At 54.3% G+C, this 12,865-nt stretch carries 9 protein-coding genes; 7 read left to right on the plus strand and 2 right to left on the minus strand.

The genetic code is table 11. The features are described 5' to 3' along the window. The first annotated feature begins 2 nt into the window (after positions 1-2). Positions 3-638 carry a phosphatidylglycerophosphatase C gene (gene yfhb / locus SK33_RS06265; protein ID WP_048218414.1) on the plus strand — a complete coding sequence of 212 codons (636 nt, stop codon included), beginning with the start codon at positions 3-5 and terminating at the stop codon, positions 636-638. Between the two features lie 89 nt (positions 639-727). Beyond that, positions 728-1,192 (plus strand): tRNA adenosine(34) deaminase TadA, encoded by a 465-nt coding sequence (tadA, locus tag SK33_RS06270; RefSeq protein ID WP_230320583.1) that lies wholly within the window; start codon positions 728-730, stop codon positions 1,190-1,192. A gap of 12 nt (positions 1,193-1,204) precedes the next feature. On the opposite strand, the gene mltF is transcribed toward tadA, so the two are convergent. After that, positions 1,205-2,755, minus strand: a complete 1,551-nt coding sequence (gene mltF, locus SK33_RS06275) for a membrane-bound lytic murein transglycosylase MltF (protein ID WP_003037607.1) — start codon at positions 2,753-2,755, stop codon at positions 1,205-1,207. 256 nt (positions 2,756-3,011) lie between these two features. Here mltF and purL point away from each other — a divergent pair, with 256 nt between their 5' ends. The 5 genes from purL (at position 3,012) to glnB (ending at position 11,464) form a co-directional block, all read left to right on the plus strand. Beyond that, positions 3,012-6,899: a phosphoribosylformylglycinamidine synthase gene (gene purL, locus SK33_RS06280; RefSeq protein ID WP_048218413.1), complete on the plus strand. Its 3,888-nt coding sequence runs from the start codon at positions 3,012-3,014 to the stop codon at positions 6,897-6,899. A gap of 635 nt (positions 6,900-7,534) precedes the next feature. Continuing rightward, on the plus strand, positions 7,535-8,965 hold the full coding sequence (gene qseE, locus SK33_RS06285) for a two component system sensor histidine kinase QseE/GlrK (protein WP_162771971.1): 1,431 nt from the start codon (positions 7,535-7,537) through the stop codon (positions 8,963-8,965). A 22-nt stretch (positions 8,966-8,987) separates the two neighbouring features. Continuing rightward, positions 8,988-9,731, plus strand: coding sequence for a two-component system QseEF-associated lipoprotein QseG (gene qseG / locus SK33_RS06290; RefSeq protein ID WP_003037617.1), 744 nt, complete (start codon positions 8,988-8,990; stop codon positions 9,729-9,731). Continuing rightward, complete coding sequence (gene glrR, locus SK33_RS06295; protein ID WP_306414126.1) at positions 9,731-11,065, plus strand: two-component system response regulator GlrR; 1,335 nt, start codon at positions 9,731-9,733, stop codon at positions 11,063-11,065. The genes qseG and glrR overlap by 1 nt, the downstream gene beginning before the upstream one ends. Before the next feature lie 60 nt (positions 11,066-11,125). Beyond that, the gene (gene glnB, locus SK33_RS06300; protein ID WP_002914032.1) at positions 11,126-11,464 is read left to right on the plus strand and encodes a nitrogen regulatory protein P-II; all 339 of its coding nucleotides are present in this window, start codon (positions 11,126-11,128) and stop codon (positions 11,462-11,464) included. A gap of 101 nt (positions 11,465-11,565) precedes the next feature. On the opposite strand, the gene hmpA is transcribed toward glnB, so the two are convergent. After that, positions 11,566-12,756: an NO-inducible flavohemoprotein gene (gene hmpA, locus SK33_RS06305; RefSeq protein WP_048218409.1), complete on the minus strand. Its 1,191-nt coding sequence runs from the start codon at positions 12,754-12,756 to the stop codon at positions 11,566-11,568. Positions 12,757-12,865 lie beyond the last annotated feature (109 nt).

The raw sequence follows: 12,865 nt of genomic DNA on the forward strand, positions 1-12,865 counted from the left end.
GTTTGACCAATCACCCGCGCCGCGTAGTTTTTTTTGATTTGGATGGCACGTTACACCAGCAGGATATGTTCGGGAGTTTTATACGTTATCTGCTGCGTCGTCAGCCGCTGAACGTGTTGCTGGTACTGCCTCTGCTACCGGTGATTGCGCTGGCATTGCTGATACAAGGGCGCGCCGCCCGCTGGCCAATGAGCCTGCTGTTGTGGGGATGCACTTTTGGTCGCAGCGAGGCGCGTCTGAAAGCGCATCAGTCCAACTTTGTGCGCTGGTTTCGCAGTAACGTGACGGCGTTTCCGCTCGTTCAGCAGCGTCTGACAACCTACCTGTTAAGCTCTGACGCTGACATCTGGCTTATCACTGGCTCTCCGCAGTCGCTGGTCGAGCAGGTTTACTTCGACACGCCGTGGCTACCGCGAGTCAATCTGATCGCCAGCAAAATGGCGCGGGGATACGGCGGCTGGGTGTTGACTCTGCGCTGCCTGGGTCATGAGAAAGTCACTCAACTGGAGCGGCAGATTGGCGCACCGTTGTCTCTCTACAGCGGCTACAGCGACAGTAAGCAGGATAATCCGTTACTCTCTTTTTGCCAGCATCGCTGGCGCGTCACGCCGCGCGGAGAGCTGCAACAACTCGAATAGAGTAAACGATAGCGTCTGTGTATAATGCGCCCGCTTTTATTGGTGGAGTAACCCCTTTGTCAGATGTTGAATTTAGCCACGAATACTGGATGCGTCATGCTTTAACGCTGGCTAAGCGCGCCTGGGATGAGCGTGAGGTCCCGGTGGGTGCGGTATTGGTACATAACAATCGAGTGATTGGCGAAGGCTGGAACCGCCCGATAGGTCATCATGATCCGACTGCCCACGCTGAGATTATGGCGCTGCGCCAGGGCGGCCTGGTGCTGCAAAACTACCGTTTGTTAGATGCCACGCTGTACGTCACTCTGGAGCCGTGCGTGATGTGCGCAGGCGCGATGGTTCACAGCCGTATCGGCCGAGTGGTTTTTGGTGCACGCGATGCGAAAACGGGCGCTGCCGGGTCATTAATGGATGTGCTGCATCACCCAGGGATGAATCATCGGGTTGAAGTGACAGAGGGGATACTGCGGGATGAATGTGCCACGTTGCTCAGTGATTTCTTTCGCATGCGTCGGCAGGAAATCAAGGCCCTGAAAAAATCCGCTAATCAGTAAATACCAATCAGACTACTGGCCTTCTTTCTTCTGTGCCGAAAATAGCAGGGAAGGGGAGTGCGACAGGTAGTTTGACGACGTCTGAGTCAGAAAGGCTGAAAGCGGAAATTTATCTTTACCCAACAGCTCAGCCGGCGACACCGCCGGGTAATCCTGAGCCAGTTGCTGCGTTTCCTGCGCCTGTTTTTCTTTCTCCTGCAGATACCCCACCAGGCTAATCTGGTACTTACGGATATTTTCCACATAGGCGTAAGCTTCGTGGCCACGCGCATAGCCATAGGTCAGCTTGTTGTAATACGGCTTTTGGCTGAGCAGCGGTAGCCGCTGTTTTACGTCGGACCAACTGTTCGGATTGCCTTTGGTTTTCACCGTTAGCGCCCGCGCATCAAGCATGTGCGCATAACCCATGTTATAGGCTGCAAGGGCAAACCAGATGCGTTCTCCTTCGGGGACGGTATCCGGTACTTTACTCATCATATCCTGCAAGTATCGCGCGCCGCCGCTGATGCTCTGTTCGGCATCGGTACGGTCAGTCAGCCCGAGACTCTGAGCAGTATTTTTGGTCAGCATCATCAGTCCGCGTACGCCGGTTGGAGAGGTGGCCTGCGCGTCCCAGTGTGATTCCTGATATGAGATAGCAGCCAGCAGTCGCCAGTCTATCTCCTGCGCATACTTCTCAAACAGCGGCTTAAGGTCCGGCAACACGCTGTCTACGGCGCGCAAAAAGGTGCGGGTATCGACATAGTCAAAATCATCGCCATGCCCGAGATATTTCTCTTCCAGCCGTGCCAGAGAACCGTCTTCATTCATGGTGTTAAAGAAATCCAACAAGGCGGCAGACAGCGTGTTGTCATCGTCCAGACGACTAAACCAGGTCACCGGCTGTTCGTCAGAGACGTCCAGCGCCACGGCCAGCTCAGGATGCACGCGTTGGTATAAGCTGATGGCGACAGAATCTGCAATGGTGTAATCCAGCTTTCCGGCGATTACATCATCGAGCAATTCGGTGGTGCCCTTTTTGTCATCAACTTTCCAGCTCAGATCGGGAAATTTTTTCTCTTTTAGCTGCTGGAGGTCGTTAACCACCACGTGCCCCGGGGCGATAGTCAGTTGGCTTTCGTTCACGGTGGCAAGCGTGCGCGGGCGATATTGCCCAACCCGGTACACCAGCTGTTGTGAAACCGAATAATAGGTCGGGCCTGGCTGGTAATTTTTCACCCGCTCGCTGTTATAGACCAGGCCTGCGGCTAACAGGTCGGCATTGCCGTTATCCAGGTCGTCAAAAAGCTGGCTGATGTTCTGGCGTACGGTAACTTTTAACTTCACGCCTAAGTAGTCGGCAAATTCCTGGGCCAGTTCATAATCCAGGCCGAATTTTTTGCCGTTGAGGGTCGCGTAAGTTAACGGCGAGTCGATGGTACTGACGCGCAGCTCTCCCCGCGACTGAATGGCGGCGATACGATTTTCGGCTTTACCGAACCAGGGAATAGATGGCCAAAGGGCCGCTGCCAACAACAGCGTCAATATGCCGATGAACAGATAATTAATCTTTAATTTTTTCAATTAGTTAATTCTCTGAACCGTACGTTTTCTCTGCCTGCTGTGGTGCTGATTAAGAAGTGAAGTCGTCATTAATGAACGGCATTTTGCTTAAACTTGCGTCAGTTGGCAACTTATTCAGAAATCTGACCGCATTTGATGATAAGTGACGGTCGTGATTTTATTTCGACGCAAACGGTTTCGTCGGCGCGGTAGATTCTTTATAATGACGCCCGTTTCCCCACTTGGGCACACCGAAAGCTTAGAAGACGAGAGACTTATGATGGAAATTCTGCGTGGTTCACCTGCACTGTCTGCATTCCGTATTAACAAACTGCTGGCACGTTTTCAGGCTGCCAACCTCCAGGTCCACAATATTTACGCCGAGTACGTCCATTTTGCCGATCTGAATGCACCGTTAAATGAAGATGAGCACGCGCAGCTTGCACGCCTGCTGAAATATGGTCCTGCTCTGCAAAGCCACGCCCCGGAAGGAAAACTGCTGCTGGTTACGCCTCGCCCTGGCACCATCTCCCCGTGGTCTTCTAAAGCGACTGATATTGCCCACAACTGCGGTCTGCATCAGATTAGCCGCCTGGAACGTGGCATTGCCTGGTATGTAGAAGCCTCTACGCTGACCGCTGAGCAATGGCAGATGGTGGCCGACGAACTGCACGACCGCATGATGGAAACGGTTTTCTCTGCGCTGAACGATGCCGAAAAACTGTTTGTCCATCACCAACCGGCGCCGGTCTCCAGCGTTGATCTACTGGGTGAGGGACGTCAGGCGCTGATCGACGCTAACCTGGGTCTGGGTCTGGCGCTGGCGGAAGACGAAATTGACTATCTGCAGGATGCGTTCACCAAACTGGGGCGCAACCCGAACGACATTGAACTGTACATGTTTGCGCAGGCCAACTCCGAGCACTGCCGCCACAAGATTTTTAACGCCGACTGGGTTATCGACGGTAAACAACAGCCTAAGTCGCTGTTCAAGATGATCAAGAATACCTTCGAAACCACGCCGGACCACGTGCTGTCTGCCTATAAAGACAACGCCGCGGTAATGGAAGGTTCTGAAGTGGGCCGCTATTTTGCCGATCACAAAACCGGCCGCTACGATTTCCATCAGGAACCAGCCCACATCCTGATGAAGGTAGAAACTCATAACCACCCGACGGCTATCTCTCCGTGGCCAGGTGCGGCAACCGGCTCCGGCGGAGAAATCCGCGATGAGGGTGCAACCGGTCGTGGTGCAAAACCGAAAGCCGGGCTGGTAGGCTTCTCCGTCTCCAACCTGCGTATTCCTGGCTTTGAACAGCCTTGGGAAGAGGACTTTGGTAAGCCGGATCGTATTGTCACCGCGCTCGACATCATGACCGAAGGCCCGCTGGGCGGCGCGGCGTTTAACAACGAATTTGGTCGCCCGGCGCTGACCGGCTACTTCCGTACCTATGAAGAAAAGGTCAACAGCCATAACGGCGAAGAGCTGCGCGGTTACCATAAACCGATCATGCTGGCAGGCGGGATCGGTAACATCCGTGCCGATCACGTGCAGAAAGGCGAGATCGTCGTTGGCGCCAAGCTGATCGTCCTCGGCGGCCCGGCGATGAACATTGGCCTTGGCGGCGGGGCAGCCTCCTCTATGGCTTCCGGTCAGTCTGATGCCGATCTTGATTTCGCTTCTGTACAGCGTGATAACCCGGAAATGGAACGTCGTTGCCAGGAAGTTATCGACCGTTGCTGGCAGATGGGTGATGCGAACCCAATTCTGTTTATCCATGACGTTGGCGCGGGAGGTCTGTCTAACGCCATGCCGGAGCTGGTAAGCGATGGCGGTCGCGGTGGTAAGTTCCAGCTGCGCGATATCCTCAGCGATGAGCCGGGTATGAGCCCGCTGGAAATCTGGTGTAACGAGTCCCAGGAGCGCTACGTGCTGGCGGTTGCTGCCGATCAATTGCCGCTGTTTGACGAACTGTGTAAGCGCGAGCGCGCGCCGTACGCGGTCATCGGTGAAGCAACCGAAGAACAGCATCTGACCTTGAGCGACAGCCACTTCGACAACCAGCCGATCGACATGCCACTCGATGTGCTGCTGGGTAAAACACCGAAAATGACCCGCGATGTGCAGACGCTGAAAGCCAAAGGCGATGCACTGAATCGTAGTGAAATCTCGATTGCAGATGCGGTTAACCGCGTGCTGCATCTGCCGACTGTCGCGGAGAAAACGTTCCTCGTGACTATCGGTGACCGTACCGTTACCGGTATGGTGGCGCGTGACCAGATGGTTGGTCCATGGCAGATCCCGGTCGCCAACTGCGCGGTCACTACCGCAAGCCTCGATAGCTACTACGGCGAAGCGATGTCTCTCGGCGAGCGCGCGCCAGTCGCATTGCTCGACTTCTCAGCCTCTGCGCGTCTGGCTGTCGGTGAGGCGCTGACCAACATTGCGGCAACGCAGATTGGCGATATCAAACGCATTAAACTGTCGGCCAACTGGATGGCGGCTGCGGGTCACCCTGGCGAAGACGCCGGACTGTACGAAGCGGTAAAAGCCGTTGGGGAAGAATTATGTCCGGCGCTTGGCCTGACCATTCCGGTGGGCAAAGACTCTATGTCGATGAAAACCCGCTGGCAGGAAGGCAACGAACAGCGTGAAATGACCTCGCCGCTGTCGCTGGTGATCACCGCCTTTGCCCGCGTGGAAGATGTGCGCCACACCATTACCCCGCAGCTTTCTACTGAAGACAACGCCCTGTTGCTGATTGACCTTGGTCTGGGTCACAACGCGCTTGGTGCGACGGCGCTGGCGCAGGTTTACCGTCAACTGGGGGATAAGCCTGCCGATGTGCGTAACGTAGAGCAACTGAAAGGCTTCTACGACGCCATTCAGGCGCTGGTCGCACAGCGTAAGCTGCTGGCCTACCACGATCGCTCCGACGGTGGCTTGCTGGTGACGCTGGCGGAAATGGCCTTCACTGGTCACTGCGGTATTGAAGCTGATATCCACTCTCTGGGTGAAGATCGTCTGGCGGCGCTGTTTAACGAAGAGCTGGGCGCGGTGATTCAGGTTCGCGCAGGTGATCGTGAAGCGGTTGAGGCGTTGCTGGCTCAACATGGCCTGGCCGATTGCGTGCACTATCTGGGGAAAGCCGTGCAGGGCGACCGCTTCGTGGTCGAAGCCGATGGACATTCGGTGTTCAGCGAAAGTCGCACCACGATGCGTATGTGGTGGGCGGAAACCACCTGGCAGATGCAGCGTCTGCGCGATAACCCGGAATGCGCCGATCAGGAACACGACGCTAAAACCAACGATGCCGATCCGGGTCTCAACGTCAAACTGACGTTCGATATTAACGACGATGTTGCCGCGCCGTATATCGCCACCGGTGCGCGTCCGAAAGTGGCCGTGCTGCGCGAGCAGGGCGTTAACTCCCACGTCGAAATGGCGGCAGCTTTCCACCGTGCGGGCTTTGACGCCATCGATGTACACATGAGCGATCTGCTGGGGGGACGCATCGGCCTGGGTAACTTCCAGGCGCTGGTAGCCTGCGGCGGCTTCTCTTACGGCGATGTACTCGGCGCAGGGGAAGGTTGGGCGAAGTCAATTTTGTTCAACAACCGCGTGCGTGATGAGTTCGAAACCTTCTTCCATCGCCCGCAAACCTTGGCGCTCGGGGTGTGTAACGGTTGCCAGATGATGTCTAACCTGCGTGAGCTAATCCCAGGAAGCGACCTGTGGCCGCGCTTTGTGCGTAACCACTCCGACCGCTTTGAAGCCCGCTTCAGCCTGGTCGAAGTGACGCAAAGCCCGTCCTTACTGCTTGCCGATATGGTGGGGTCGATGATGCCGATTGCCGTTTCTCACGGTGAAGGTCGTGTGGAAGTGCGTGACGGTGCGCATCTGGCTCAGCTTGAGAGCAAAGGTCTGGTGGCACTGCGCTACGTCGATAACTTCGGTAAGGTGACCGAGGCTTACCCGGCTAACCCGAACGGTTCGCCGAATGGTATTACTGCTGTGACCACTGAAAATGGTCGCGTCACCATTATGATGCCGCACCCGGAACGCGTGTTCCGTACCGTGAGCAACTCCTGGCACCCGGAAAACTGGGGCGAGGACAGCCCGTGGATGCGTATCTTCCGCAACGCGCGTAAACAGCTTGGATAATTAGCCTATGATCATCAAGCCCCTCTTGTGAGGGGCTTTTTTTTGTCTGCTGCCTGATAACGCTACGCTTATCAGGCTTACGGGGAAATGCGGTTGTAGGCCGGATAAGGCGTTCACGCCGCTATCCGGCAATAAACTCAGCGCTTGCACCTAAAAGTAAAGTGTCGGGAAATGCCGACATAGGTAAGGTTACATTGTCGCCAAAAAGAGACATTTAATTATTTGATTTAAAACGAATTTATTTTTAAGTGTTACGGGTGTTGCTGATTGGCGACGGTGTGGGCGAAAAATAGACAATATCATTTCTCATATAAATAATCATATTTTCTATATTTATCATTGTGTTAATAAAGTGTTTTGAATATTGGCACAGATGCTGCATAATATTAACCAGTGGCTCATTCACCTTCTTATGTCAGCCCCTTCGGGACGTGCTACATAAACTTCGAATGACGCACAACAAGGTGCCTGCCGTCCAACATCTGATATTAGCGAAGCTCATATCAACCTCCGGGCGAAACGTCGAGTTAGGCACCGCCTTATTCCGCAACAAAGCCGGGTTAATCCTGGCTTTGTTGTATCTGGCGTTCCCCTCAGTTAGCATCAACCTATTCCTGTCCATTGAGAGTAACGCCTTGAAGCGCTGGTCAGTTTTCCCCCGATCTTTACGTCAATTGGTGATGTTGGCATTTTTGCTGATCCTGTTGCCGTTGTTAGTTTTGGCCTGGCAGGCATGGCAAAGTCTGAATGCCCTGAGCGCGCAGGCTGCGCTGACGAACCGCACCACGCTGATTGACGCCAGACGCAGTGAAGCGATGACCAATGCTGCGCTGGAGATGGAGCGCAGCTATCGGCAATACTGTGTGCTTGATGACTCAACGTTGGCCAAGGTCTACCAAAGTCAGCGTAAACGCTACAGTGATATGCTGGATGCGCATGCGGGGGTGTTGCCAGATACCAAGCTCTACCAGGCGTTGCGTCAGGATCTTAACGATCTCGCGCAGTTGCAGTGTAAAAACAGCGGCCCTGACAGTGTGTCGGCTGCACGGCTGGAAGCGTTCGCTAATGCCAATACCGAGATGGTGCAAGCGACGCGTACCGTCGTCTTTTCTCGTGGCCAGCAGTTACAGCAGGAAATAGCCGAACGCGGGCAGTTTTTTGGCTGGCAGGCACTGGTGCTGTTTCTCCTTAGCCTGGCGATGGTGCTGTTGTTTACCCGTATGATTATCGGTCCGGTGAAGGGCATTGAACGGATGATCAATCGTCTGGGAGAAGGGCGCTCGCTGGGCGATAGCGTATTATTAACTGGGCCCCGTGAGCTGCGATCCGTGGGGCAGCGTATTATCTGGTTAAGCGAACGCCTCTCCTGGCTTGAGTCGCAGCGGCATCAGTTTTTACGCCATCTTTCTCATGAGCTGAAAACACCGCTGGCGAGTATGCGTGAAGGTACCGAATTGCTGGCCGATCAGGTAGTGGGCCCGTTAACACCGGAGCAAAAAGAGGTGGTCGGCATCCTCGATGACAGCAGCCGCAACTTGCAAAAACTGATTGAGCAGCTTCTCGATTACAACCGCAAGCTGGCGGATGACGAGGCTGAGCTTGAAAGTGTGGAAATCGCGCCGCTGGTGGAAAGCGTTGTTTCTGCGCATAGCCTGCCCGCTCGCGCCAAAATGATACATACTGATGTTGCGCTTGCGGTGAACGTCTGCCTGGCAGAACCGATGCTGTTGATGAGCGTGCTGGACAATCTTTATTCCAATGCGGTGCACTACGGCGCTGAATCCGGTAACATTTGGATCCGCAGCAGTTTGCATGGATCAATGGTATACATCGATGTAATGAATACCGGCACACCGATCCCAGAAGCAGAACAGACCATGATCTTCGAGCCTTTTTTCCAGGGTAGCCATCAGCGAAAAGGGGCGGTAAAAGGAAGCGGGTTGGGGCTAAGCATTGCCAGAGATTGCATTCGCCGTATGCGGGGCAAACTGTATCTGGTTGATGACCATGCGCAAAACGTTTGTTTTCGCATAGAACTGCCGCTAGCTGCTGCGAAAAATCACTAAAATAAACCTAAGTCTGGTGAGTATGCCATACGTTGTTGCCCGAATGCTTAAACGACATTTTCTTCATCGCGTCATCCTCGCAAGCCTGCCGTGCCTGGCACTGGTTGGTTGCGTCCCGAACGCGGTGAATCATATTATCGGCGATCCTTCGCAGGAGAAAATTCCGCCTAATCAACTGGCGGACTACCTTGCAACCGACTGTACGGATATCTGGTCGCTGTCTGGCCAGTCCACAGAAACCAACCCGTTGTACTGGCTGCGGGCGATGGACTGTGCCGATCGCATGATGCCGGTACAGGCGCGCAGTGAAGCCAGTGCTCAGCTCACGGATACCTGGCAGGGCGCTTTCAAACGCGGGATCCTGCTTGATAACGCCCGCATTACCCCGCCTGAACGGCGAGAGGCAGTTACGCGTCTCGACGCGTTAAGCCCACAAATTCCGAGTCAGGTTCGACCGCTTTATCAGGCCTGGTTCCGTAATCAAATGTTGCAGTTACAGCTTGCCGAAGAGCGCCTGCGCTACAGTAAGCTCCAGCAGTCGTCAGACAGCGATCTCGATACGCTGCGGCAACAGCAACAGCATTTGCAGTCCCAGCTCGATCTCACGACCCGCAAGCTGGAGAATCTGACCGATATTGAGCGCCAGCTTTCAACGCGCAAACCCGCCGGTAACTACAATCCTGATGCGCCGCACGGGAACGATAAACTCACTATGCCTGATAACGAAGAAGGCGCAGCGCCGTCTGCCGATGAGGTTACGCCATGATAAGCCGTAAGCCCGCGCATCTGCTGTTGGTGGATGACGATCCGGGCCTGTTGAAATTACTTGGAATGCGACTAACCAGCGAAGGCTACAGCGTCGTGACCGCGGAAAGTGGGCAGGAAGGGTTACGGGTACTGAACCGTGAAAAAGTGGATCTGGTTATCAGCGATCTGCGCATGGATGAAATGGACGGCATGCAGCTGTTTACTGAAATCCAGAAAGTGCAGCCGGGCATGCCGGTGATTATCCTGACCGCTCACGGCTCCATCCCGGACGCCGTTGCGGCGACCCAGCAAGGGGTCTTCAGTTTTCTCACTAAGCCAGTCGACAAGGATGCGTTATATCACGCGATTGACGGGGCGCTGGAACAGTCTGCGCCTGCTACTGATGACAGTTGGCGTGAGTCCATTGTCACCCGCAGCCCGCTGATGCTACGTCTGCTGGAACAGGCGCGAATGGTGGCGCAGTCGGATGTTAGTGTCTTGATCAACGGCCAAAGCGGAACCGGGAAAGAAGTTTTCGCCCAGGCTATTCACAACGCCAGCCCGCGCAACCACAAGCCCTTTATTGCCATTAACTGTGGCGCGCTGCCGGAACAACTGCTGGAGTCTGAACTGTTTGGTCATGCGCGTGGCGCTTTTACCGGCGCGGTGAGTAATCGTGAAGGGCTGTTTCAGGCCGCGGAAGGCGGCTCGCTTTTTCTCGATGAGATTGGCGATATGCCTGCGCCGTTACAGGTGAAACTGCTGCGCGTATTGCAGGAACGAAAAGTCAGACCGTTGGGCAGTAACCGCGATATCGACATTGATGTGCGGATCGTTTCTGCGACCCACCGCGATTTACCCAAAGCGATGGCTCGGGGCGAATTTCGCGAGGATTTGTACTATCGCCTCAACGTGGTGAGCCTGAAGATCCCTGCTCTGGCCGAGCGTACGGAAGATATTCCGCTGCTGGCGAACCATCTGCTGCGCCAGTCTGCTGAACGGCACAAACCGTTCGTACGCGCCTTTTCAACCGATGCCATGAAGCGGTTAATGACCGCCAGCTGGCCGGGCAACGTGCGTCAACTGGTCAACGTAATTGAGCAGTGCGTGGCGTTGACCTCTTCGCCAGTGATCAGCGACGCGCTGGTGGAGCAGGCGCTGGAAGGGGAAAACACCGCGCTGCCGACATTTGTTGAGGCGCGTAACCAGTTTGAGCTCAACTATCTGCGTAAGCTGCTGCAAATCACCAAGGGCAATGTGACTCACGCGGCAAGAATGGCGGGGCGCAACCGCACCGAATTCTATAAGTTGCTTTCTCGACACGAGCTGGATGCAAACGATTTCAAAGAATAAATCTGCGGATTATGTTAGCTTTATTCGATCAAAAGACAGGCGACCTTTTCAAGGAATAGCATGAAAAAGATTGATGCGATTATTAAACCCTTCAAGCTGGACGACGTCCGCGAAGCGCTGGCAGAAGTCGGTATCACCGGGATGACGGTAACGGAAGTGAAAGGCTTTGGCCGTCAGAAAGGCCATACCGAGCTGTACCGTGGCGCGGAATATATGGTGGATTTTCTGCCGAAGGTAAAAATTGAAATTGTGGTTACCGACGACATCGTCGATACCTGCGTCGACACCATTATCCGTACTGCCCAGACCGGCAAGATCGGCGACGGTAAGATTTTTGTCTTCGACGTGGCTCGCGTTATTCGTATTCGTACCGGTGAAGAAGACGACGCGGCAATCTAAGCCGCGCCGTTAATTTGTCGGCCTGACAAGCGTAGCGCATCAGGCCGAGTGATTGCCGGATGGCGGCGTAAACGCCTTATCCGGCCTACTCGCGTAATACATTACAAGACTTTATGCGGACCGAAGCATTCGTAATGAATGTTCTCGTTTTTCACGCCCAGGCCGACCAGCTGCTTCGCGGCGAACTGCATGAAACCAACCGGACCGCACAGATAAAACTGCATCGCCGGATCGCTGATTGCGCTTTCCAGCTTGTTCAAATCCATCAGACCTACGCTATCAAACGCACCTTTCGCGCGATCGGCTTCGGTTGGCTCACGATACCAGGTGTGCGCACTAAAGCGTGGCAGCGTTTTGCCGAGTTCATTTACTTCATCAGCGAAGGCATGTACATCGCCATTTTCTGCCGCGTGGAACCAGTTAACCTGCGCCGTATGCTTCGCTATCGCCAACGTGTCCAGCATCGCCAGCATTGGGGTTTGTCCCACGCCTGCGGAGATCAGAGATACCGGGGTGTCGGTCGCGACGTCCATAAAGAAATCGCCCGCAGGTGCTGCCAGGTGAACAACGTCGCCAACATTCGCATAGTTGTGCAGCCAGGTGGAAACCTGACCACCGTCTTCACGCTTAACGGCAATACGATAGCCTTTGCCATCAGGTTTACGGGTCAGTGAGTACTGACGAATTTCCTGATGCGGGAAACCTTCCGGCTTCAGCCAGACGCCCAGGTATTGTCCCGGATGATATTCAGCTACTGCGCCACCATCGACAGGTTCAAACTCAAAGCTGGTGATCAGTGCACTGCGTGGGGTTTTTGCCACGATGCGGAAAGGACGGGTACCTTCCCAGCCGCCATTTTTATTGGCATTTTCGCTATAGATTTGCGCTTCACGGTTGATGAAAACGTTCGCCAGTACGCCATACGCTTTACCCCACGCATCCAGAACTTCCTGGCCTGGGCTGAACATTTCGTCCAGCGTTGCCAGCAAATGACCACCCACGATGTTGTACTGCTCTGGTTTAATCTGGAAACTGGTATGCTTTTGCGCGATTTTCTCAACCGCTGGCAACAGCGCCGCCAGGTTTTCGATATTGCTGGCATACGCGGCAATCGCGTTAAACAGCGCCTCGCGCTGATCGCCATTACGCTGGTTACTCATGTTGAAAATTTCTTTCAGCTCTGGGTTATGCGTAAACATGCGATCATAGAAATGTGCGGTCAGCTTCGGACCTGTTTCAACCAGCAGGGGAATGGTGGCTTTCACTGTAGCGATGGTTTGTGCGTCAAGCATACGGTCTTCCTTTATCTGAGACTTTAATGATGTATATCAAATACATCTTATAAAAAATACCCCTGCATTGTAAATGGTTCTTTGTAACTTTGCGTTGTAAAGGTTACAT

Source organism: Citrobacter sp. MGH103, from assembly GCF_001034475.2.
Lineage (GTDB): Bacteria > Pseudomonadota > Gammaproteobacteria > Enterobacterales > Enterobacteriaceae > Citrobacter > Citrobacter freundii.